23 protein-coding genes are annotated in these 21000 nt (G+C 63.5%); 14 read left to right on the top strand and 9 right to left on the bottom strand.

Annotated elements, in window-relative coordinates:
- The first annotated feature begins 6 nt into the window (after positions 1 to 6).
- Positions 7 to 636 (top strand): maleylacetoacetate isomerase, encoded by a 630-nt coding sequence (maiA, locus tag B2S33_RS01035; protein WP_280077773.1) that lies wholly within the window; start codon positions 7 to 9, stop codon positions 634 to 636.
- 40 nt (positions 637 to 676) lie between these two features.
- Here the strand turns inward: maiA and B2S33_RS01030 are convergent, their stop codons facing one another.
- On the bottom strand, positions 677 to 1018 hold the full coding sequence (locus tag B2S33_RS01030; protein ID WP_027914411.1) for a hypothetical protein: 342 nt from the start codon (positions 1016 to 1018) through the stop codon (positions 677 to 679).
- Positions 1019 to 1177: 159 nt separating this feature from the next.
- Positions 1178 to 1984, bottom strand: a complete 807-nt coding sequence (locus tag B2S33_RS01025) for a SirB1 family protein (protein WP_288649509.1) — start codon at positions 1982 to 1984, stop codon at positions 1178 to 1180.
- 122 nt (positions 1985 to 2106) lie between these two features.
- Between B2S33_RS01025 and B2S33_RS01020 the strand changes: the two genes are divergently transcribed.
- Entirely contained in the window at positions 2107 to 3126 is a 1020-nt protein-coding gene (locus B2S33_RS01020) for a Glu/Leu/Phe/Val dehydrogenase family protein (RefSeq protein ID WP_027914413.1), read from the top strand.
- A 37-nt stretch (positions 3127 to 3163) separates the two neighbouring features.
- Here the strand turns inward: B2S33_RS01020 and B2S33_RS01015 are convergent, their stop codons facing one another.
- Positions 3164 to 3427, bottom strand: a complete 264-nt coding sequence (locus tag B2S33_RS01015) for a YebG family protein (protein ID WP_058604888.1) — start codon at positions 3425 to 3427, stop codon at positions 3164 to 3166.
- Positions 3428 to 3645: 218 nt separating this feature from the next.
- Here B2S33_RS01015 and B2S33_RS01010 point away from each other — a divergent pair, with 218 nt between their 5' ends.
- Positions 3646 to 4116 carry a phosphate-starvation-inducible protein PsiE gene (locus tag B2S33_RS01010; RefSeq protein WP_027914415.1) on the top strand — a complete coding sequence of 157 codons (471 nt, stop codon included), beginning with the start codon at positions 3646 to 3648 and terminating at the stop codon, positions 4114 to 4116.
- A gap of 3 nt (positions 4117 to 4119) precedes the next feature.
- Here B2S33_RS01010 and B2S33_RS01005 read toward each other — a convergent pair whose 3' ends face one another.
- Both B2S33_RS01005 and B2S33_RS01000 read right to left on the bottom strand, forming a co-directional pair.
- Complete coding sequence (locus tag B2S33_RS01005; protein ID WP_027914416.1) at positions 4120 to 4410, bottom strand: DUF3509 domain-containing protein; 291 nt, start codon at positions 4408 to 4410, stop codon at positions 4120 to 4122.
- Between the two features lie 158 nt (positions 4411 to 4568).
- Positions 4569 to 4916, bottom strand: coding sequence for an HPF/RaiA family ribosome-associated protein (locus B2S33_RS01000; protein WP_288649507.1), 348 nt, complete (start codon positions 4914 to 4916; stop codon positions 4569 to 4571).
- A 239-nt stretch (positions 4917 to 5155) separates the two neighbouring features.
- On the opposite strand from B2S33_RS01000, the gene B2S33_RS00995 reads away from it, so the two are divergent.
- The 6 genes from B2S33_RS00995 (at position 5156) to B2S33_RS00970 (ending at position 11446) form a co-directional block, all read left to right on the top strand.
- A complete protein-coding gene (locus B2S33_RS00995) occupies positions 5156 to 5461 on the top strand; it encodes a DUF3649 domain-containing protein (protein WP_027914418.1) in 306 nt (101 codons plus the stop codon).
- Complete coding sequence (locus B2S33_RS00990) at positions 5458 to 7035, top strand: PepSY-associated TM helix domain-containing protein (protein WP_027914419.1); 1578 nt, start codon at positions 5458 to 5460, stop codon at positions 7033 to 7035. Before B2S33_RS00995 ends, B2S33_RS00990 begins: the two co-directional genes overlap by 4 nt.
- The gene (locus B2S33_RS00985; protein WP_088522899.1) at positions 7035 to 7361 is read left to right on the top strand and encodes a DUF3325 domain-containing protein; all 327 of its coding nucleotides are present in this window, start codon (positions 7035 to 7037) and stop codon (positions 7359 to 7361) included. Before B2S33_RS00990 ends, B2S33_RS00985 begins: the two co-directional genes overlap by 1 nt.
- A gap of 4 nt (positions 7362 to 7365) precedes the next feature.
- A complete protein-coding gene (locus B2S33_RS00980; protein ID WP_028687631.1) occupies positions 7366 to 7935 on the top strand; it encodes an RNA polymerase sigma factor in 570 nt (189 codons plus the stop codon).
- Positions 7932 to 8918: a FecR family protein gene (locus B2S33_RS00975; RefSeq protein WP_242810117.1), complete on the top strand. Its 987-nt coding sequence runs from the start codon at positions 7932 to 7934 to the stop codon at positions 8916 to 8918. The genes B2S33_RS00980 and B2S33_RS00975 overlap by 4 nt, the downstream gene beginning before the upstream one ends.
- A 137-nt stretch (positions 8919 to 9055) precedes the next feature.
- On the top strand, positions 9056 to 11446 hold the full coding sequence (locus B2S33_RS00970; protein WP_288649502.1) for a TonB-dependent siderophore receptor: 2391 nt from the start codon (positions 9056 to 9058) through the stop codon (positions 11444 to 11446).
- Here the strand turns inward: B2S33_RS00970 and B2S33_RS00965 are convergent.
- Positions 11443 to 12330, bottom strand: coding sequence for a helix-turn-helix domain-containing protein (locus B2S33_RS00965; protein WP_288649500.1), 888 nt, complete (start codon positions 12328 to 12330; stop codon positions 11443 to 11445). The genes B2S33_RS00970 and B2S33_RS00965 overlap by 4 nt on opposite strands.
- Positions 12331 to 12511: 181 nt before the next feature.
- Here B2S33_RS00965 and B2S33_RS00960 point away from each other — a divergent pair, with 181 nt between their 5' ends.
- Positions 12512 to 13414: a DMT family transporter gene (locus B2S33_RS00960; RefSeq protein ID WP_288649498.1), complete on the top strand. Its 903-nt coding sequence runs from the start codon at positions 12512 to 12514 to the stop codon at positions 13412 to 13414.
- Between the two features lie 59 nt (positions 13415 to 13473).
- Here the strand turns inward: B2S33_RS00960 and B2S33_RS00955 are convergent, their stop codons facing one another.
- Together B2S33_RS00955 and B2S33_RS00950 are read right to left on the bottom strand one after the other, a co-directional pair.
- Entirely contained in the window at positions 13474 to 14448 is a 975-nt protein-coding gene (locus B2S33_RS00955) for a 2-hydroxyacid dehydrogenase (RefSeq protein WP_023534454.1), read from the bottom strand.
- A 71-nt stretch (positions 14449 to 14519) separates the two neighbouring features.
- Positions 14520 to 15449, bottom strand: coding sequence for a LysR family transcriptional regulator (locus tag B2S33_RS00950; RefSeq protein WP_027914427.1), 930 nt, complete (start codon positions 15447 to 15449; stop codon positions 14520 to 14522).
- A gap of 191 nt (positions 15450 to 15640) precedes the next feature.
- Here B2S33_RS00950 and B2S33_RS00945 point away from each other — a divergent pair, with 191 nt between their 5' ends.
- Genes B2S33_RS00945 through B2S33_RS00930 form a run of 4 tightly spaced genes read left to right on the top strand, consistent with a single transcriptional unit; the run spans position 15641 to position 20399 of the window.
- Positions 15641 to 17170, top strand: coding sequence for an efflux transporter outer membrane subunit (locus B2S33_RS00945; RefSeq protein WP_288649497.1), 1530 nt, complete (start codon positions 15641 to 15643; stop codon positions 17168 to 17170).
- Positions 17167 to 19344, top strand: a complete 2178-nt coding sequence (locus tag B2S33_RS00940; RefSeq protein WP_059183326.1) for an FUSC family protein — start codon at positions 17167 to 17169, stop codon at positions 19342 to 19344. The genes B2S33_RS00945 and B2S33_RS00940 overlap by 4 nt, the downstream gene beginning before the upstream one ends.
- Positions 19334 to 19534 (top strand): DUF1656 domain-containing protein, encoded by a 201-nt coding sequence (locus tag B2S33_RS00935; RefSeq protein ID WP_027914430.1) that lies wholly within the window; start codon positions 19334 to 19336, stop codon positions 19532 to 19534. Before B2S33_RS00940 ends, B2S33_RS00935 begins: the two co-directional genes overlap by 11 nt.
- A 10-nt stretch (positions 19535 to 19544) precedes the next feature.
- A complete protein-coding gene (locus B2S33_RS00930) occupies positions 19545 to 20399 on the top strand; it encodes an HlyD family secretion protein (RefSeq protein WP_027914431.1) in 855 nt (284 codons plus the stop codon).
- An 85-nt stretch (positions 20400 to 20484) separates the two neighbouring features.
- On the opposite strand, the gene B2S33_RS00925 is transcribed toward B2S33_RS00930, so the two are convergent.
- Positions 20485 to 20943: a universal stress protein gene (locus B2S33_RS00925; RefSeq protein ID WP_028687636.1), complete on the bottom strand. Its 459-nt coding sequence runs from the start codon at positions 20941 to 20943 to the stop codon at positions 20485 to 20487.
- Between the last annotated feature and the right edge of the window lie 57 nt (positions 20944 to 21000).

Genomic DNA, 21000 nt, shown 5'->3' with positions numbered 1-21000 from the left:
GCAGGCATGGAGCTGTATACCTATTACCGTTCCACCTCGTCCTACCGGGTGCGGATTGCCTTGGCCCTCAAAGGGCTGAGCTTCCGTGCACTGCCCGTCAACCTGCTGAAAGGCGAGCATCGGCAAGCCGGTTACCTGGGTATCAATGCCCAGGGCCGGGTACCCACCCTGCGTATAGACGGTGGAGAGCTGCTGGTGCAATCCCCAGCGATCATCGAGTACCTGGAAGAGGCTTACCCGCAGCCCGCCCTGCTACCGGAAGGTGCAGCGCAGCGCGCCCAGGCCCGCGGGGTGGCGGCGATCATCGGCTGCGACATCCACCCCCTGCACAACGTCAGCGTGCTCAACCGCCTGCGTGAAGCGGGCCAGGATGAAGTGCAGATCAACCAATGGATCGGTCATTGGATAAGCCAGGGGCTGGGGGCTGTCGAGCAGGTGATCGGCGAGGATGGCTACTGCCTGGGCGATACGCCCGGCCTGGCGGATGTCTATCTGATACCGCAGCTTTATGCCGCCGAGCGATTCGGGATCGACCTGGGGCGTTACCCGCGCATCCGCAGAGTGGCGGCGTTGGCGGAGCAGCATCCGGCGTTCATGCAGGCTCATCCTTCGCGTCAGTCCGATACACCGCGGTGAGCGCACCAAGCCGCGGTTGATCTGAGAAGTCGTTCATTGCCTAGCGTGGCTTGGATGACTGCTCAGGCGCCTCATCATGCGCATCGGCTTTGCGTTCCTTGGTTGCGCTCCTGTAGGCCCTGTCGTTGAGCGACTGCAGGAGGATTTGGTTAAGCGATAGCTGAGCTGCAAGCTGAGCCTGTTGCATAACCATGCTTTGAGCCTGTATTTCCTTGAGCTCCTTGAGTGTGGCATTGGCTTCCACAAGTTGACTGGCGATCTTTCTGAGTTGAACGTTAGACACTTTCGGCTGTTCGCTCTGTGTCGTCTGTCCGCACCCTGGCAATCCCATGAAAGTCAGCGTCAAAGTGGTTATGGCAGTTATGCGAGTCGGTATGTTCAAAGCTTGCTTTCCTTGCTAATGGGTGCGCTGAGCCTGTGAGGTTGCGCATTGCAGATAGTCCGTTGTGCCAGATCATCACTAATTCTGGTGATCCAATCCAGTTACTTGTGCCCCTGCGCCATTACTTTTAGAAAGACGTTAGCCCCCGCTCATCTGCCGTCAGTGAATCGAGCGATTGATCGAAGGCAGCTGACCCAGTCGCTCGCTCACTGCCAGTCGCTGCACAGGGTCTTCCGTGAGCAGCAACGCATGTTCCAGGTCGAAGCGTTCGGCGTGCGGGCAATCGAGTTGCCTGTACAGGCTTGCCCGGGCCAGGTAGTCGCCAACCTGGGCGGGCCCCAGTTGCATGACGCGCTCGGCATCGATCAGCGCCGCGAGTGGGGCATCATTACTGGTGTGCAGGTGGCGCAAGTTGCGTGACAGCCGTTGCAGCATCTGCATCGCGCTGGCCGGGCGCAGGAGCTCGGCGCTCAACGCGGTGCCAGGGCCGTACTGGCGGATCAGCAGCTCCCGGCAATCATTGGGGTAAAGACGCCGACCGCCGCAGGGGTCGAGCAAATGGTCGGCACCCGGCACGCGCAATAGGAAGTGCCCCGGGAAGCTGACACCTTCGAGTGGAATGGACAAACGTTGCGCAAACTCCAGTGCCAGGATGGCCAAGGCCAACGGTTGGCCGCGTCGCCTTGTCAGCACATGGTTCATCAAGGCAGCGTGCGGACGCAGCGGCAGGTATTCATCCTGTTGGAAACCCAACGCGTTGAGCTGGCGCAAAAGCGGCTGGGCAAGTTCAGTGGCCGCCACCATGGGCAGGTGAATGCTGATGGTGTGCTGCATGTTCTGGCAGATGGCCTGGCAGGCATCAGGGTCGACGCTTGGGTCATGTTCGACGGCGATCCACAGCGCAGCTTGCAGCAGGGCGGCAGGCTTGTTTTCAAGGCAGGCCAGGCAGGCTTGACGTGGCTTCATGGGCTTCTCCACTCACCCTTGAGTAATAGCCGGCCAGAGCGGTTTCGTCCAGTTGTCCGGTAGCCCGGCCTGCCCGGTTCAGGTGCCTATACTGGATGCTGCACCTCATGGGGAGCCAGGCCATGTTCGCACTGATGCAAAGCACCCGTACTCAGTCACTGCATGTGTTCAACGATCCGCAGACAGGCCTAGAAGCCGTCGTGGTCATTCACAGCGAGCGGTTCGGGCCGGCCATGGGCGGTTGTCGCTACCTGGCCTACACCGATCATGAGAGTGCCATCACCGATGCAGTCACCCTGGCCCAGGGCATGAGCTACAAAGCGGCAATGGCGGGCCTGCCGTTCGGGGGCGGCATGGCGGTCATTTTGCGCAGTCCGCATGTGAACGACCGCGCCGCCCTGTTCGAGGCACTCGGCCGCTGCATCGATAGCTTGCAAGGGCGACTGCTCATTGCCCTGGACAGCGGCACCTCGACGCTGGACATGGATTGCCTGGCGCAGGGCACCCCCCATGTTGTCAGCACGACGGCGCTGGGTGACCCTGCCCCACATGCGGCGATGGGGGTATTCGCGGGCCTGCGCGCCACCGCCCATGCACGGCTGGGCAGCCACAACCTGGAAGGGCTGCGTGTTGCCGTTCAGGGACTGGGGAGCGTGGGGTATGCGCTGGCCGAACATCTGCATGCATCCGGTGCAGACCTGCTGGTCAGCGACCTGGAGCCAGGCCGGGTGCGACTTGCAGTGGAGCAGTTCGACGCACAACCGATTGCCCACGATGCGCTACCCAGTACACCGTGCGACATCTTCGCCCCATGCGGCGTAGGCCCGGGATTGAATGGGCAAAGTGTGATGCAGTTGAGGTGCGCGGCGGTGGCAGGCGCTGCGAATAATCAGCTGGCATCGCTGCATGTTGCCGATCAGTTGGAGGGGCGAGGAATTCTCTATGCGCCTGATTACGTGATCAACGCAGGCGCCCTGATCTACTCGGCGTTGGCTCACAAGGGCGAAAGAGCGGAGGCGATCACCGCCCATATTGCCCGTATACCTGCCCGACTCACCGAAGTGTTCGGCCATGCCCAGGCTGAAAAGCGTTCACCTGCACGTGTGGCGCAGGCGCTGGCGGAACGTTTGCTGTACGCGTGATTTCCGCGCCCTTAGGCAATCAAGGCACCAGCGATCGCTATTGAGCAGCATCGCCCTCGAGCAGTTCACCCAGCGCGTCAGGCTGGCTCTTGAACGCCCTGGCAAACACGTCGCGGTTCTTCGCCATGTAGATACCAGCTTCTTCTACCTGCTGCTCGCTCAATGATGGCACGGCCTTGTGCAGCACCTCTGCCAGGCGCTCAGCCAGTTCGAGCATCTTGTCGTGACGGTCTGCTTCGGCTTTATCCATGAACAAGCGCTCCGGGTCGCGGCTGCTGCGATACACCACTTCGACGGCCATTCATCACCTCTATGCCTTTTTGCTGTTAACGATTTACTGTATCTATATACAGTAATGGCATTCTCCGAATCGCGCAACCCTGAATTTCCCGGGTGCTGCGCGTGTCCTGCGTCACTCGACCACCTTCCAAGCCCCTGTGCCTGGCCCTTTAACTGCATGGCACAAGCGTCATACGGGTAGCGCATCATTTTTTGGATAGCTTTGGGGAGTCGTTGATCGTGAACATCAAATGGGCAGAAAAACTGCGCAAAGGCTTGCATGGTTCAGCCGATTCGCTGGGCAACCTGTGCGTCGAAGGCTTTCACTACCTGGCCTTGTTCGGCATCGGTGCGATAACCGCCTATGCCGCTGTGGTGACCTTCCTGGACATGCTCGGCAAGGGTGGGATCAGTGTGGATGACATCCTGCTGCTGTTCATCTACCTGGAGTTGGGCGCCATGGTAGGCATCTATTTCAAGACCAACCACATGCCCATCCGCTTTCTACTGTACGTGGCCATCACGGCGCTCACCCGCCTGTTGATTGGCGACGTGTCGCACCACAAGGCGCCGGATGTAGGCTTGCTGTACGTGTGCGGGGGCATTCTGCTGCTGGCATTGGCCATTCTGGTGGTGCGCTACGCGTCGTATCGCTATCCGTCGACCAAGGCCCTGGATGCCAGCGGCAAGGATGTGGAAGAGGGCAAGTAACCCTCAGTTGGCCACGACGTTGCGTGCTTGGCCGCCACCGGGGCGCGTGAGGGCGGCGAGCACTTGCATGGGGTTCTGGCTGCGGTCTATCGCCAGACCCAGGCGGATGCTGTCGATGACCCGTTGCAAACGAGCAGGGTCGTTGCGTTGCGCCTGGCTGATCAAGCGTTTGGCGGCAATGCCCGCCTCGTCAGACAAGGTGAGCATGATGCTCCCGTCTAGCGCCTCTATGCTCAGGTTGACCCGGTACTGGGGGCTGAACGCTGCACTGATTTGATCGAATGGGTTGGTCATGATGGCGCTTCTGCAACGTGATGATGCAGAAATTGACTGGCGGGGGCGGGAGCAGGTTCCAACCGTTTATCGGTCGTGACAGGCGCAGTAGTGCAAGGCTGAGCCCCTGCGGCTGGATAAGGCAAGGGCCGCTGCGCGGCCCTATTCTGGTCAGGTGATCAAGCCTCCGGATCGCTCAGCTCCAGCACGCCACGCTTGCTGCGCAACTTGCCGTACAGATGCTCCAGCGCGTGGGTCAGCTTAATAGCCGCGCCTTCCACCGCCTGGTCAAGCGAATTGCCCGTATGGGTCACCGAGATCGGCTGATGGCCTTTGGGGCGAGCCTCCATCTGGCAGCGCTTGTCCTGTGGTCCGGGTTTGCCGCCGTTTTCATCGCGCAGGTGTACCTCAATACGGGTGAGGTCTTCCTCGTAGCGCTCCAGCGTGTCTTGCACCGTGTTGCGGACCCACTCGTCGAGCCGGGCATTGCCATTGATGTGGTTGCTGCTGTTGACCTGGATTTGCATGATTCAATCCTTATTCAGCTTGCTCGCGTGGAGACGCCAGGCCCTTGAGACCCTTGGAATTTCTGCGCCTCTTGACTCTAAGGTCAGGCAAGCGAACAGCGAATTCAACCCCCTCGAAAAAATAAATGTCTTGTAGCAAAGCCGATTGCTCACTTTTGCCCGGCATGCTGTCGGCCAGGCTTTGCATATGAGAATCCATATCATTATTATTGCTTGCCTGACCCTTTCCGGACTTCGTCATGACCCGTAAACCCGCCAGCCTCACGCCCAGCTATCGCCTGGCCGTGGCTTCACGCAGCCTGGCGGCGTTACTCGGCGGTTACCTGTTGGCGTCTACGGCCAGTTTCTGCGTGGCAGTGTCGCTGCCCGTGGCGCCGGTCGACGCCACGCTGATCGGCCTGATGCTGTCGTTCGTGTTCTACGTGCTGGCATTCATCGGTTGCTTTGCCTGCCGTGATGCCTGGCGAGCGTGGCTGGGCGTGTTGATACCGAGCCTGGTGCTCGGGCTGCTTGGCGCACTGGTCCATTGGATGAAATTGCCATGAAAGAAGGCTTCCGCCAGGCGATGGCCTGGCTGCATACCTGGACGGGCCTGCTGTTCGGCTGGCTGCTCTTTGCCATCTTCCTCACCGGCACCCTGTCGTACTTCAAGGAAGAAATCACCCACTGGATGCAGCCTGAGATAAGCCATCACGCCGCCAGCCCGCAGGCCGCACTGGAGGCGGCGCAGCGCTACCTGCAACGTCAGGCGCCCGCTTCGCAAAGCTGGTTCATTCGCCTGCCCAATGAGCGCGAAGCAGGTGTGAAGGTCGGGTATCGGGATGCGAACGGCGGGCCGCGCGGTTTCGTCACCCAGACCCTCGATGCCAAGACCGGCGAGCCCGTCACGGCGCGCGACAGTCGTGGCGGTGAGTTCTTCTACCGGTTCCACTTCCAGCTGCAAATGCCTTATCCGTATGGCCGCTGGCTGTCGACATTCTGCGCCCTGATCATGCTGCTGGGCCTGGTCACCGGCATCATCACCCACAAGAAGCTCTTCAAGGAATTCTTCACCTTTCGTCCCGGCAAAGGCCAGCGTTCCTGGCTGGACGGTCACAACGCCATTGGCGTGCTGGTGCTGCCGTTTCACCTGATGATCAGCTACAGCAGCCTGGTGCTGTTCATGTACCTGGTCATGCCCGCAGGGCTGATGGCGCATTACGGCGATGACACCTCGAAGTATTTCAATGATCTGTTTGGGGGAGGGGAGGCGCCCAAGGCAGCCCAGGTCGCCGCGCCGCTTGCACCACTGCCGGGTCTGTATGCCCAGGTCCAGGCGCTGCAACCAGGGGCGCGGGTGGGCAACATTCGGGTCGAGAACCCGGGCGACAGCAACGCCCGGGTCACCTTCACTCAATCTGCCGCCGACCACGTTGCCTATCGTCGCAGTGCCAACTGGACCTTCGACGGCGCCACAGGCGCGCTGCTCGAACAAGGCAAACCCGAAAGTGGCGCCATGCTGACGGCATTCAGTTTCGCCGGGTTGCACATGGGCAATTTTGCTGGCCCTTGGCTGCGATGGCTGTATTTCTGCTTCGGGCTGGCGGGCACCGCTGTAATCGGGACCGGCCTGGTGATGTGGTTGGACAAGCGCCAGCTCAAGCATGCCAAAGCCCCACGCGTTCCACGTGAGCTGCGTCTGGTGGAAGTGCTCAATATCGTCAGCATGAGTGGGCTGCTGTTGGCAGTGGCCAGCTTTTTCTGGGCTAACCGGCTGCTGCCGGTGGCGCTTGAAGCCCGTGCCGACTGGGAGGTCAACGCGTTTTTCATCACGTGGGGCCTGGCGCTGGCGCATGCCATTGCGCGTAGCGGTCGCCGGGCCTGGGGTGAGCAATTGGCACTCGGGGCGCTGGCCTTCATGCTGTTGCCCCTGCTCAACGCGCTGACCACGGCGCACGGGCTCGACCACGCCATCATCGATGGCGACTGGAGTATGGCGGGGTTCGACCTCACCGCACTGGGCTGCGGCGTATTCCTGGCCTGGCTGGCAAGCAAGAAGCTGCGCCCTGCGGTGGCCTCGGCCAAGCTTTCCCGTTCACGCGCCAGCCAGGTTGGCCATGAAACGGCGCAGGCCCGATGATGTTCGGTATCGCCTTGATCGCCTTTGCGGGTTTCGCCGCCTTGTGCCTGGCCATGTCCAAGCACTTCGAAACGCTGTTGGGGCGCACGCCTGGTCCAGGACAACCGCAGCTATTACGCGTGACCGGCTGGCTCATGCTGCTGGTCTCGTTGGTCCTTGCTGTGCAGTCGCGGGGCTGGGCTCACGGCCTGGTGGAGTGGACGGCCGTGGTGATGGCAGGTGTGACCTTGTGGGTGTTCGCGTTGCCGTATCTGCCGCGCTTGCTGGTCGGCATGGCCGCCGTCAGCGCATTGCTGGGGCCGTTGCTGGTCCTGTCAGCCGGGTGATGCCATGAGCCCCACGACGCAGAACGATGGCTCGGACGGTGAATCGAGCGCTCGTGCCCGCTTTATCCAGGTCTTCATGGCCCAGCGCGCGCGCATGGAGGCGCTGGTCAGTCGCCGGGTAGGCTGCCGGGCCACCGCGTCCGACCTGGTCCAGGAACTGTTCTTGCGCTTCTGGGGGCGTGCGCAGGTCAAGGTCGAAGCCCTGGACACCTACTTAATGCGCTGCGCCGGCAACCTGGCCATCGATCACTTGCGCAGCGAGAGCAGCCGACAGCGTGCTGTCGCTGATGCTTCACAGGACAGCGCGCACCTTGTGAGCCAGACGCTGGAGCAGACCCTGGAGGTGGATGACGATCTGCAACGTATCGAAAACGCCTTGCGTGCGTTACCCGAGCGTACCCGGCAGATCTTTCTGCTCAACCGTGTCCACGGTTGCACGTACAGCGAAATAGCACTCGCCATGCAACTGTCCCAAAGCGCCGTGGAAAAACATATGATGCGTGCCCTGCAAGCCTGCAAGGCCAGTGTCGCCCTGGCCGCGCCCATTCCACGACGACCACGGGGCACGCCGTGACGACCACGTTAGCTGCTGTCACCCAGGCACAATCCGATGCCGCCCTGCAGTGGCTTGTACGCATCAACGGGCAGCCCGAGCAGGCCCGCTGCGCGGCGTTCAGGCGTTGGCTGCTGGCCGATCCCCGGCACCCGGTTGCGTACGAGCAGGCGCAGGCGCTGTGGAACCACAGTGCTCCCGCTGCCGCGACCCTGGCCGATGAAGACCGGCTGGCCCTGCAACACTACCTCGACCGGATGACGCCGCCTGCTACGAGGCGCCCCAGGCGTTGGCGTGCAGGGGCGCTGGCCATGGCCGCTTGCCTGATCATGGCCATTGGCATGCTCGTTGGGTGGCAGCCCGGGCACTGGCTGCTGGATCTGCGCGCCGACTACAGTACGTCGGCCGAACGGCGCGAAGTGACCTTGCCGGACCACTCGGCGGTCACGCTGGACGCCCACAGTGCAATTGCCGTGCATTTCGACAAAGGCCAGCGACGCGTGCGGTTGCTGCACGGCGCCGCGTTCTTCAAGGTCACCCACACTGGCGAGCCCTTTGTGGTGCAGGCCGCGGATGGGCAGGTGCGAGTGCTGGGCACCGAGTTCGAAGTACGCGAGCAGGGCGCCGCCACCCAGGTCACCGTACGCGCCGGTCGCGTAGCGGTCCGCCCATCCAAGGGAGCCGTGGCCCGTGAGCTGATTGCCAACCAGCAGGTGAGCTACAGCGCGGGGCAGGTCAGCCACACGTTGTCGGTCGACAGCGAGCAGCGTCTGGCATGGCGCGAGGGTTGGCTGACCTACTCCCAGGCGCCGCTGGCGCAAGTGGTCGAGGAGCTGGGTCGCTATTACCCCGGTCACATCGTGCTGCTCAACGAAGCATTGGGGCACCGTGAAGTCAGTGGTAGTTTCCCCATTGCCGAACCGCTGCAGGCGCTGGACTCACTGGGTGCAGTGTTGGGCTTTTCGCGTCAGACGGTGCTTGGGCGGTTCACGGTTATCCGTTGAATGCTGGTCGTTATGCACCTGATGCCATGCCCTCAAAAAAACTTCATCCCGCAGGTGAGGTATCACCACCCCTCAACCGTGTAGTGCGTGGAAGTGCGATTCATTCGCACTCAACACCCTCTCTCAGGTCAGCGTCCATGAAGTCTACCTTGCGTTGCGTTCCCCTCTGGCTCGGTCTTGCAGTACTCCCGCCGTTCGTCTACACCCCAGCGGTGAGTGCGGCGCAACGCGCGCAAGCTTACACCTTCGACCAACCCGCCCAGCCACTGCTCCAGGCCCTGGACGCCTTCAGCCGCGTCACCGGTCAGAGCGTGGTCCATACCCTGACGCTGCCTGCCGTGCAGGCGCCTGCGCTGCGCGGGGCCTTGAGCGCCGAGCGAGCGTTGCAACGCTTGTTGGGTAATGCCGGGCTGATCTGGCGACGGGTCGATGCCCATACCTTCACCCTGGAGGCGCTGGACACCGCAGGTGCCTTGAACCTGCAGGCCACCACCGTGACTTCGCAGCTCGACAGCTCAAGCTATCAGCCGCCGGCCACCACCTCGATCATGCGTGGCCAGGGCCCCACTCAGGACATCCCCCAGGCGATCAACGTGGTGCCTGCCCAAGTGCTGCGCGACCAGGCGCCGCGCAACCTTGACGATGCCCTGGCCAATGTCAGCGGCATTACCCAAGGCAACAATTTCGGCGGTACCTCCGACACCGTCATGAAGCGCGGCTTTGGCGACAACCGCGACGGCTCGATCATGCGCGATGGCATGCCGTTGGTGCAGGGCCGCAGCCTCAGTGCCAGCACTGAGCGGGTCGAGGTGCTCAAGGGGCCGGCTTCGCTGCTGTACGGCATCCAGGATCCAGGCGGCGTGATCAACGTGGTCAGCAAGCGGCCGCAGTTGCAGGCCTACAACGCCCTGACTGCACGCGGCTCGACCTATGGCGATGGCAAGAACGGCAGCGGTGGCGGGTTCGATAGCACCGGCGCGCTGGGGGACAGCAACATGGCCTACCGCCTGATTGCCGACCATACGGACGAAGACTACTGGCGCAACTATGGCGTGCGCCGCGAGACGCTGCTGGCCCCCTCGCTGGCCTGGCTGGGCGAGGATACCCAAGTGGTGGTGGCCTACGAGCACCGTGAGTTTCTCTACCCGTTCGACCGCGGCACGGCCTTCGGTAACGACGGTCATCCGCTTGACATCCCAGCCACTCGGCGCCTGGATGAGCCGTTCAACGATATGCAGGGCCGCTCCGACCTCTACAGCCTGCAACTGGACCATCAGCTTGCCGACGACTGGAAACTGCACCTGGGCTACAGCTTCAACCGGGAAACCTATGACGCCAGCCAGGTACGCGTGACCGGGGTCAACCCGCGCACCGGAACACTGTCGCGCAGCATCGATGGCACGCGCGGTGCCATGAGCCGGGACCAGTTCGTCACGGCGAGCCTGGCTGGCACGGTCCAGTTGGCAGGCCTGCAGCATGACCTGCTGGTGGGCCTGGACCATGAAGACCGCAAGGTGTACCGCGCCGACTTGATCCGCCAGACGCCGCGCACCTCCTTCAACTACCTGAACCCTGTGTATGGGCGTGAAGTGGAAGGCAGCACGGTACGCGCCTCCGACAGTGACCAGACCGACAAGCTGCGCACCGACGCCCTGTTCATGCAGGATGCGCTGCACCTGGACGATCACTGGATCTTGGTGGCCGGTGGGCGCTTCCAGCAATATGACCAGTACGCCGGTCGCGGGCGCCCGTTCAATGCCAACACCGACATCAGTGGGCAAACCTGGGTCCCCCATGCGGGGGTGGTGTACAAGGTCGATGAGCAACTCTCGTTCTACGGCAGCTACAGCGAGTCGTTCAAGCCCAACTCGACCATCGCGCCACTGGCCGGCAACGTGGTGCTCGACGGCGCCATCGCCCCGGAAGAGGGTAAGTCGTGGGAGCTTGGGGCCAAGCTCGACGTGCCGGGGCGTATCACGGGTACCCTGGCCTTGTTCGACATCACCAAGCGCAACGTTCTGGTGTCCAACTTCGATTCGAGTACCCGCGAGACGGTTTACAGCAATGCCGGTGAAGTGAACTCCCGGGGCGTCGAGCTGGACCTGACCGGCCAGTTGAGCGAGCGCTGGAGCCTGATCGGCAGCTACGCCTTCACCGATGCCAAGGTCACCCAGGACCCGGCCCTCAAGGGCAACCGCCTGCAGAACGTGGCGCGGCACGGCGCTTCGTTGTCCGCCGTCTACGATTTCGGCAGCCTGTTCGGTGGCGACAACCTGCGCGCCGGTGCCGGGGCTCGTTATGTGGGCGAGCGTACCGGCAATGCGACCAACACCTTCGACCTGCCGTCCTACACGGTGGCCGACGCCTTCGCCAGCTACGAGATCCAGCTGGACGAGCACACCGTTCGCCTGCAACTGAACGTGAAGAACCTGTTCGACAAGGTGTACTACAGCTCGTCGGTGAACCAGTACTTCGTGGCGGTGGGCGATGCGCGGCAGGTGAGCGTATCGGGCACCTTCGAATTCTAGCGATCGGCCCTTCGGCCCAGGGCTTGGCGATACTCCCCAGGCGTGGCCGCCAGCACCTGGCGGAAGCGATTGCTGAAATGGCTGGCACTGGCGAACCCGCAGGCCAGGGCCACCTCGCCCAAGGGCGCATGGCCCAGCCGCAGCAGCAGGCACGCCCGGTGCAGGCGCCGGGCCAGCAGGTATTGATGGGGTGGCAAGCCGAAGCTCACGCGAAACATGCGTGCGAAATGGTACTCGGACAGGTTGCACCGCACGGCCAGCTCGCCAAGGGTAAGGGCATGCTCCAGGTGTGCCTCGATGTAGTCGATCAACTGGCGGCGCTGGCTGGGCGCCAGCCCGCCCTTCAGGCGCAGACCTTGGCGCAGGCCCACCTGGCTGAGCACGGCATGGTCGACGATCTCGTGCGCCAGGCTGCTGGCCAGCAAACGCTCGGCCGGCTCGTTCCAGTCAAGGCCTGACAACTGGCGAAAGCGCAGGGCCTGCCCGGGGTCGTCCAGGAAGGTCGCCTCCTGCAGTTGCAGCGCCCGCGGTTCCCGGTCGAGCAGGCGTACGCACCCCAGCGCAAACTGCGCTGGGCTCACATACAAGTGGGCCATGCGGATGGCCCCGTTGATCACCCAGTTCGACTCGTGCTCGGCCGGCAATACGCACAGCTTGTCCGGAGCACCTTTGTCGGCCGGGCGTTGGCGTCGAAAGGTGCCGGTACCGTCGGCCAGGTAGCAGGACAGGGTGTGGTGGCTGGGTGCCTGGTAGTCGCGGGCATCGTCGCGGTTGCGCCACAGCGCAGCCGCCAGCCCATCGCCCAGGTGCGCGCTGAGCTCCAGCCGGGCGTTGGGTGATGCGTGCATGACATTGAACACTTGCAGCTGGGTGAATGGCGTCATCGGGGCCTACCTCTGCTGCACATGCTACTGCGGCCAAGGACTGGTGACAGCGCCCTGATGCGCAAAAGCGCAAGTTTATGCAAGCAGGGCAGGGACACCGAGCGAAATACTGGCGTTGCCCGGTACCCAGGCACGCCTGCCTTGGCCGGGACACCCGTGGACGGCCCAAAGGAAACACACCATGAACCTGTCGCTCTACCTGCTCACCGTGCTGATCTGGGGTACGACCTGGATTGCCCTGAAATTCCAGCTGGGTGGGGTCGCCATCCCGGTATCCATCGTCTATCGCTTTGCCTTGGCAGCGCTGATCCTGTTTGCCGTGCTGTTGCTCACCCGGCGCCTGCAGCCCATGGGGCGGCGCGGCCACCAGATTTGCCTGGCCCAGGGGTTGTGCCTGTTCTGCATCAACTTCATCTGCTTTCTCAGCGCCAGCCAATGGATCGCCAGCGGCCTCATTGCCGTGGTGTTCTCCACCGCCACCTTGTGGAACGCGATCAATGCCCGGCTGTTTTTTGGCCGGCAGGTAGCCCCGCATGTACTTGGCGGTGGGGCCCTGGGTTTGCTGGGCCTGGGCCTGCTCTTCTGGCCGGAGCTGTCGCACCATGCGGCCAGCCGCCAGACCCTCTATGGGCTTGGCCTGGCACTGCTCGGCACCTTGTGTTTTTCGGCAGGCAACATGCTCTCGAGCGTGCAGCAGGCGGCCGGGCTCAAGCCCATGACCACCAACGCCTGGGGCATGGCGTATGGGGCAGGCATGCTGGCGATCGCCTGCCTGTTGGGTGGGATTCCCTTCGAGATGGAGTGGAGCACACGCTACGTGGGCTCACTGCTCTACCTGGCGGTGCCGGGCTCGGTGATCGCGTTCACGGCGTATCTGACCTTGGTCGGTCGCATGGGGCCGGAACGCGCGGCCTACTGCACGGTGCTTTTCCCGCTGGTGGCCCTGAACGTGTCGGCGGCCGTCGAAGGCTATCAATGGACGCCCACCGCCTTGCTTGGCCTGGTGGCGGTGATGGCGGGCAATGTGCTGGTGTTTCGCAAACCCAAGGCTGCGAGTAGTTCCGAGGTGCCACGGCCTGCCTAGGCCTGGTCATGAAGCCGGGCCGCACTGGTGGCGGCCCGTGCGCTCAGCAACGCCCGTGCTCAGCCTTTCCACACCTGAGGGTTGACCAGGTCCCTCGGCCGCTCGCCCAGCAGCGCCGCGCGCAAGTTGTCGATGGCGCGGTTGGCCATCGCCTCGCGCGTCTCGGCGGTCGCCGAACCAATGTGGGGCAGGGTCAGGGCATTGGGCAGGCTGAACAGCGGGGAGTCGGCCAGGGGTTCCTTTTCATACACGTCCAAGCCGGCACCTCGGATCGTGCCGTCCTGCAGGGCCTGGATCAATGCCGCTTCGTCCACCACTGGCCCGCGGGCGATGTTGATCAGAAACGCCGAGGGCTTCATCAGCTTCAGCTCGCGGGCGCCGATCAACTGGCGCGTGGCATCGGACAGCGGCACCACGATGCAGACGAAGTCGGCTTCGCCCAGCAGTTGCTCGAGGCTGCGCATCTGCGCACCCAGTTCCTGCTCCAGGGCCGTCTTGCGGCTGTTGCCGCTGTAGATGACCGACATGTTGAAGCCCAGACGACCCCGCCGCGCGATGGCGGCGCCGATGTTGCCCATGCCGACGATGCCCAGGGTCTTGCCATGTACGTCACTGCCGAACAGCGCAGGCCCTACGCTGGCCTGCCAATGGCCGGCCTTGGTCCAGGCGTCGAGCTCTGCGGTCCGCCTGGCGCAGCCCATGATCAAGGAAAAGCCCAGGTCGGCCGTACTTTCAGTGAGCACGTCCGGTGTATTGGTGAGGGCGATGCCCCGTTCGTTGAAGTAGTCCAGGTCGTAGTTGTCGTAGCCCACTGACACGCTGGACACCACTTCGAGCTTGCCAGCCCCTTCGAGCTGGGCACGCCCCAGCTTGCGGCCCACCCCAATCAGGCCGTGGGCATGCGGCAGGGCTTCGTTGAATTGCGCGTTGACGTCACCGCGTTTGGGATCGGGCATGATCACGGTGAAATCGTGCTGCAAGCGCTCGGCCATGGCCGGGGTGATCCGGCTGAAGGCAAGGACGGTCTTTTTCATCGTTCACCTGAAGGCAAAACCCTGAAGCTACAGGTTGTGCGCAGCAGGCTGCAACCCTTGCCGGTGGTGGCTCAATGCGCTTTCAGGTCGGCTTCATGGGCCGCGAGGATTTCCGGCAGCGAGTTGCGCAGGTACTCCACCCAGGTCTTGATCTTGGCGTCCAGGTACTGGCGCGACGGGTAAATGGCATACAGGTTGAGTTCCTGCAGCCGGTATTGCGGCAGGATTCGCACCAGGGTGCCGTTGCGCAAGCCTTCGATGGCCGAATAGATCGGCAATACCCCCACCCCCATGCCACTGCGAATGGCCGTGCGCATCGCATCGGCCGTGTTGACCATGAAGGGTGAGCTGGTGATGTTGACCATTTCCTGGCCTTCGGGGCCATCGAACAGCCATTTTTCAAGCGGTATCACCGGGCTGACCATGCGCAGGCAGGCATGCTTGAGCAGATCGGCCGGCTTCTGCGGCACGCCATGACGGGCAATGTAGGCCGGCGACGCGCAGACGATGCTGTAGGTGATGCCCAGCCGTTGTGACACGAAGCCTGAGTCCGGCAGCTCGGTGGCCAGCACGATGGACACGTCGTAACCTTCGTCGAGCAGGTCGGGCACGCGGTTGGCCATGGTCAGGTCGAAGGTCACGTCCGGGTGCGATTCGCGGTAGCGGGCGATCGCATCGACCACGAAATGCTGGCCCACCCCGGTCATCGAGTGCACCTTCAACTGCCCGGCAGGGCGGGCATGGGCGTCGCTGGCCTCGGCCTCGGCTTCTTCGACGTAGGTCAGAATCTGTTCGCAGCGCATCAGGTAGCGCTTGCCGGCTTCGGTCAGCGCGATGCGGCGGGTGGTGCGGTTGAGCAGGCGTGTTTGCAGATGCGCTTCCAGGTTGGAGACGGCCCGCGACACGTTGGCGGTGGTGGTATCCAGCTGGCCCGCTGCGGCCGTGAAGCTGCCGAGCTGGGCCACGCAACTGAAGGCACGCATGTTTTGCAGGGTGTCCATGGGTCACTCTCGATCTAGAGGACAAAATTGTGTCACGAAGTCGCGCAACCAGGATGAAAAGTTGCCTTCGACCAAAGGCTGATTATCGCCGTTTCAGTAACAAAGATTCGCAGGAATCAGCGCTTATCGCCAGTGTGGCCGCCCCCTAGAATTGCCCAGCCCCTCCACCTCTTCCTCGGGATATCGCAGCTGTGCCGCGTTGCATCATCGGAACGCTCCAAGCGTTCAGTGCCTGTGCCCTTGCCCTCACCTTGAGCGGCTGTATCGGAACCTGGGGCATTGCCCCGCAGACCCAAACGCTGCAAGCCAACACCCTGAGCCCCAGTGCAGCCATCGAGCAGGCCGCCGCCGATGCACACTGGCCCGACCAGCAATGGTGGCGCGCCTACCGCGACCCCCAACTCGATCACTGGATAGCACTGGCGCTGGCCGCCAACCCCAGCCTGGCCATCGCCGCAGCACGGGTGCGTCAAGCGCGGGCCCTGGCTGGCCTTGCCGAGTCGGCCGAACACCTGCAAGGTACCGGTCGGGCGACGCTCAACCGGCACAATTGGCCTGACGATCCCTTCTATGGCCCGGGTGATTTGTCCGGTGCCACCACCTGGGATAACAACGCAAGCCTTGGCCTGAGCTACGCCCTTGATCTGTGGGGGCGCGAGCGCAATGCCAGCGAGCAGGCCGTGGACCAGGCCCATCGACAGGCCGCAGAGGCCAGGCAGGCCCAGTTGGAGCTGCAGCACACGGTGGTGAGCGTGTACATCGAGCTGAGCCTGCACTACGCCCGGCGCGACATCATCAAGGCTCAACTGGCGCAGCAAGAGCAGATTCTGGACCTGGCCCAGCGTCGACTGGACGCTGGCATCGGTACTCATCTGGAGGTCAGCCAGGCTCGGGCGCCGCTGCCGGAAACCCATCGCCAGATCGACAGCTTGGACGAGGATATCGCCCTGGCCACTCATCAGCTGGCGGCCCTGGCGGGCAAGGGGCCAGGGGAGGGCGCGCAGCTGCAGCGCCCCAGCCTGACCCTTGCCGCACCCTTGACGCTGCCTTCCAGGCTACCCGCCGAACTGGTCGGCCAGCGCCCCGATGTGGTCGCCAGCCGCTGGCAGGTCGCGGCCCAAGCGCGGGGGATCGACATGGCCCATGCCGGCTTCTTCCCCAACGTGGACCTGGTCGGCAGCCTGGGTTTCGTGGCCACCGGCGGCGGCCCGCTGGCATTTCTCACCGGGCGCAAGTTCAACTACACCGTCGGCCCGGCCGTCACCCTGCCGATCTTCGATGGCGGGCGTCTGCGCGCGCAACTGGGGGCCGCCGCCGCCGACTATGATGTGGCCGTGGCGCGCTACAACCAGACGGTGATCGGCGCGCTCAAGGACATCTCCGATCAGCTGGTGCGTCGTGAGTCGATGCAGGCGCAGGCGCACTTTGCGGCCGAGTCGGTCGCCGCGGCGCAGAAAACCTACGACATCGCCATGGTCGCCTACCAGCGGGGCTTAACCGACTACCTGAACGTGCTCAACGCGCAGACGCTGCTGTTTCGTCAGCAGCAGGTTCAGCAGCAGGTGCAGGCCGCGCGCCTGATCGCTCACGCCGCGCTGGTGACTGCGCTGGGCGGCGGTCTGCAAGCCGGCTCGGATGTGCCGGACGAAGAACGCCAGGCGCCGCCAGCCACGCCAGCACCTCTCGCCCTACTCAACGCCAAGCCGAGTGAGCGCCCATGAATACCTGGGGTTTACCCCTGCGCTGGTTGCAGAGCCTGCAATGGCGGCGCGGTTTCCAGGCCTGGGTGCGGACCGATGGGGTCACCTGGGTGTACATCTTCAAGGTGCTGGCTGCAGCCTTCATCACCTTGTGGCTGGCCATGCGCCTTGAGTTGCCGCAGCCGCGCACCGCCATGATCACCGTGTTCATCGTCATGCAGCCGCAAAGCGGGCATGTGTTCGCCAAGAGCTTCTACCGGGTGCTGGGCACCTTGGCGGGTTCTGTGATGATGGTCGCATTGATGGCCGTGTTCCCGCAGAACACCGAACTGTTTCTGCCCAGCCTGGCCGTCTGGGTGGGCCTGTGCTCGGCAGGCGCCATGCGCTACCGCACTTTTCAGGCGTATGGCTTCGTGCTTGCCGGCTACACGGCGGCGATGATCGGCCTGCCGGTGTTGCAGCACCCGGACCAGGCGTTCATGGCGGCGGTGTGGCGAGTGCTGGAGATTGCCTTGGGCATCCTGGTGTCCACGTTCGTCAGCGCCGCCATCTTGCCGCAATCGGCCAGTGCTGCCATGCGCAACGCCCTGTACCAGCGTTTCGGTGCGTTCGCGGCCGTGGTGGTCGAAGCCTTGCGTGGCGACAGCCAGCGTGAGCGTTTTGAAAGCAGCAACGTGCGCTTCGTGGCCGAGGCGGTGGGGTTGGAAAGCCTGCGCAACGTCACTGCCTTCGAGGACCCGCACATGCGGCGGCGCAGTGGCCGGTTGGTACGCATGAACAGCGAATTCATGGCCATCACCACACGCTTCAACGCCCTGCACCGCCTGATCGAGCGGCTTCGCGCACGTGGGCCCGTGCAGATCGTCAGCGCCATCGAGCCTGGCCTGCACACCCTCGTCGACCTGCTCGAACCCTATGTGGGACGCGCGTTGACCGATGCCGACGCCTTGCGCCTGACCCTTGAGCTTGGTGCCTACCGCGAAGGGTTGCAGGCCCAGGTCCGCAGCTTGCGCGCCGAATACCTGGCCACCGCGCCCTGCGAAGCCGACCTGCTGGATTTTCACACGGCGTTCGAGTTGCTCTACCGCTTCGTGGACGAGATGTACAGCTACGCCGAAACCCACGCCTCCCTGGCGGTGCACAACCACGCGCGAGAGCAGTGGGACGAACCCTACGTGGCGCAGACCAGCACCCTGGTATGCCTGGCAGCCGGGCTGCGCTCGGCAGCGGTGCTGTTGCTGCTGGGCAGTTACTGGCTGATCAGCGACTGGCCAAGCGGCGCCATGATGACCTTGATCGCCACGGTCACCGCTGGGCTGTCGGCGGCTTCGCCCAACCCCAAGCGGCTGTCGTTCCAGATGGCGTGCGGCACGGCGATAGGCGCGGTGGTCGGGTTTTTCGAAACCTTTTTCGTGTTTCCCTGGATCGACGGCTTCCCTTTGCTGTGCATGGTCCTGGCCCCGGTGTTCGTGCTGGGTGCGTTTCTCTCGTCGCGCCCGGCCTACTCGGGCTACGGTATTGGCCTGCTGGTGTTCTTCGCCATCGGCTCGGTGCCCAACAACCTGACGGTGTATGACCCGTACAGCTTCATCAACGACTACATCGCCATGGTCGTTGGCATGTTCGTGTGCGCGGCTGCCGGCGCGATCATCCTGCCGCCCAATAGCCGCTGGTTGTGGAGCCGGCTGGAGCAGGCCCTGCGTGAACAAGTGCTGTTTGCTATCAGCGGGCGTCTGCGCGGCATCGGCACGGCCTTCGAAAGCCGCACGCGCGATTTGCTGCACCAGGCTTATGGCCTGGCGGCCGGCAAGCCGCAGGTGCAAAGCCAGTTGATGGGCTGGATGTTCAGCGTGCTTGAAATCGGCCATGCGGTCATCGAGCTGCGCAAGGAGCAGGCACGGGCACCCGTGCACCCGGCCTATGCCGAGTCCCAGCCGTGGCGCCAGGCTATCCGGGTCATGGGCCGCGCCCTGGCGCGGTTGTTCTTGCAGCCCAGCGCCGGGAATCATGAGCGTGCCCTTGTGGCGGTGGACCATGCCATTTCCCGGGTGCAGGCCACCGACGAGCCGTTTGCGCGGCACTTCGACACGTCGGTGTTACGCCGTGTCCAGAGCTACCTGCACTTTATCCGCTCATCCCTGCTCGACCCCCACTCACCGCTTGCGCCACCCAAAGGCTTGCCCCATGCCTCGTGAAATCGCCTTCCACGGCGTGTACATGCCCACCCTGACCGTGATGTTCCTGTTTGCGCTAGGCCTGGCCTGGGGGCTTGACCGGTTCATTGCCAGCGTTGATGGCTACCGTTTCTTCTGGCACCCGGCGCTGCTGCGCTTGAGCCTGTTCGTCTGCCTGTTCGGCGCCCTGGCGCTGTCGCTCTACTGGTGAGAATCCTTCGATGAAAAAGTTCTTCAGCCTTGTCGCTACGTTGCTGGTCCTGGCGGCCGCCGTGGTGATCGGTCGTCAGCTGTGGCTGCATTACATGACCACCCCCTGGACACGCGATGGCCGGGTGCGTGCCGACATCATCAACGTGGCGGCCGATGTGCCTGGCTACGTGGTCGATGTGCCAGTCAAGGACAACCAGCGGGTCAGCAAGGGCGACCTGTTGATCCAGATCGACCCGGAACACTACCGGTTGGCGGTCGAACAGGCCAAGGCCTTGGTGGCCGCCCGCAAGGCCACCTGGGAGATGCGTCGGGTCAATGCCAGACGCCGAGCCGACCTGGACAACCTGGTGATCTCCAAGGAAAACCGCGACGATGCCAGCAACATTGCCAGCGCTGCGCTGGCCGAGTACCAGCAGGCCCAGGCGGCGCTGGCGGCTGCCGAGTTGAACCTCAAGCGTACCCGGATCGTGGCCACGGTCGATGGCTATGTGACCAACCTGAACGTTCATAAGGGCGATTACGCACGTACCGGCGAGGCGGTGATGGCGGTGGTCGATGAGGCGTCATTCTGGGTGTACGGGTTTTTCGAAGAAACCAAGCTGCCCCATGTGAAGGTAGGCGACCCTGCCGAGCTGCAGATGATGAGCGGGGAACGCTTGCAGGGCCATGTGGAGAGCATCGCCCGGGGCATCTACGACCGCGACAACCCGCAGAGTCGCGAGCTGATTGCCGATGTGAACCCGACCTTCAACTGGGTGCGCCTGGCCCAGCGGGTGCCGGTGCGCATCCATATCGACCAGATGCCCGAAGGTTACTTCCTGGCAGCGGGGACTACCTGTACGGTGGTGGTCGATCCGCAGTGAAGCACTCGGCAGCCTGCCGCTGCAGCGCGTTGCGCCTGGGCGGCACGTTTCTGCAAGTCCCGCAATCACCTGAAGGTCCGGCTCCTCAAGCGGGACATTCAGCCGGCCCGACCAAAACCGGCACCTGCACCTGATCGATCACCTTGGCACTGATCGAAGGGTCCAGCAGTCGCCCCAATCGCGACAGATGACGGTGCCCCATGATGATCAGTTCGCAGTTCAGGGCCTGTGCCTTGGCCACGATGACCTCTACAGGCCGACCGGCCACCATGCTGCCCTGGCAGGCGAAACCCGCCTGCTGCAAGTCACGGACCGCCTCGCCCAGGGCATGGTCGGCCTGTTGCTGTTCCTCGCACGCGGCAGGGTACTGCGCTTGTTCGTCGGCCGTGTAGGGCGCCGGTTGTTCGTGCACGGCAAAGGAAGTATCGATGGCCAGCAGTACATGCAAGGTATGGTCTTCAGGACGACACCAGCGGCGGGTCAGGGCGAGCAGCGCTTGGGTAGCAGGGGAGGCGTCGATGGCGATGAGCACAGGGCTTGGCATACGGAATCCTTGATCGTGGGGGTGGCTGGGCTGCCGGCCAGGGCCGAGCCTGCTGCT

The sequence above is a fragment of the Pseudomonas sp. UBA5568 genome, assembly GCF_002425525.1.
GTDB lineage: Bacteria > Pseudomonadota > Gammaproteobacteria > Pseudomonadales > Pseudomonadaceae > Aquipseudomonas > Aquipseudomonas fulva.
This window is presented reverse-complemented; position numbering and strand designations above follow the sequence as displayed.

Coding starts and splice junctions, on each gene's coding strand:
- maiA (WP_280077773.1), top strand. CDS start 7: ATGGAGCTGTATACCTATTACCGTTCCACCTCGTCCTACCGGGTGCGG.
- B2S33_RS01025 (WP_288649509.1), bottom strand. CDS start 1,984: ATGAAGCCACGTCAAGCCTGCCTGGCCTGCCTTGAAAACAAGCCTGCC.
- B2S33_RS01020 (WP_027914413.1), top strand. CDS start 2,107: ATGTTCGCACTGATGCAAAGCACCCGTACTCAGTCACTGCATGTGTTC.
- B2S33_RS01015 (WP_058604888.1), bottom strand. CDS start 3,427: ATGGCCGTCGAAGTGGTGTATCGCAGCAGCCGCGACCCGGAGCGCTTG.
- B2S33_RS01005 (WP_027914416.1), bottom strand. CDS start 4,410: ATGACCAACCCATTCGATCAAATCAGTGCAGCGTTCAGCCCCCAGTAC.
- B2S33_RS01000 (WP_288649507.1), bottom strand. CDS start 4,916: ATGCAAATCCAGGTCAACAGCAGCAACCACATCAATGGCAATGCCCGG.
- B2S33_RS00995 (WP_027914418.1), top strand. CDS start 5,156: ATGACCCGTAAACCCGCCAGCCTCACGCCCAGCTATCGCCTGGCCGTG.
- B2S33_RS00990 (WP_027914419.1), top strand. CDS start 5,458: ATGAAAGAAGGCTTCCGCCAGGCGATGGCCTGGCTGCATACCTGGACG.
- B2S33_RS00985 (WP_088522899.1), top strand. CDS start 7,035: ATGTTCGGTATCGCCTTGATCGCCTTTGCGGGTTTCGCCGCCTTGTGC.
- B2S33_RS00980 (WP_028687631.1), top strand. CDS start 7,366: ATGAGCCCCACGACGCAGAACGATGGCTCGGACGGTGAATCGAGCGCT.
- B2S33_RS00970 (WP_288649502.1), top strand. CDS start 9,056: ATGAAGTCTACCTTGCGTTGCGTTCCCCTCTGGCTCGGTCTTGCAGTA.
- B2S33_RS00965 (WP_288649500.1), bottom strand. CDS start 12,330: ATGACGCCATTCACCCAGCTGCAAGTGTTCAATGTCATGCACGCATCA.
- B2S33_RS00960 (WP_288649498.1), top strand. CDS start 12,512: ATGAACCTGTCGCTCTACCTGCTCACCGTGCTGATCTGGGGTACGACC.
- B2S33_RS00955 (WP_023534454.1), bottom strand. CDS start 14,448: ATGAAAAAGACCGTCCTTGCCTTCAGCCGGATCACCCCGGCCATGGCC.
- B2S33_RS00950 (WP_027914427.1), bottom strand. CDS start 15,449: ATGGACACCCTGCAAAACATGCGTGCCTTCAGTTGCGTGGCCCAGCTC.
- B2S33_RS00940 (WP_059183326.1), top strand. CDS start 17,167: ATGAATACCTGGGGTTTACCCCTGCGCTGGTTGCAGAGCCTGCAATGG.
- B2S33_RS00935 (WP_027914430.1), top strand. CDS start 19,334: ATGCCTCGTGAAATCGCCTTCCACGGCGTGTACATGCCCACCCTGACC.
- B2S33_RS00930 (WP_027914431.1), top strand. CDS start 19,545: ATGAAAAAGTTCTTCAGCCTTGTCGCTACGTTGCTGGTCCTGGCGGCC.
- B2S33_RS00925 (WP_028687636.1), bottom strand. CDS start 20,943: ATGCCAAGCCCTGTGCTCATCGCCATCGACGCCTCCCCTGCTACCCAA.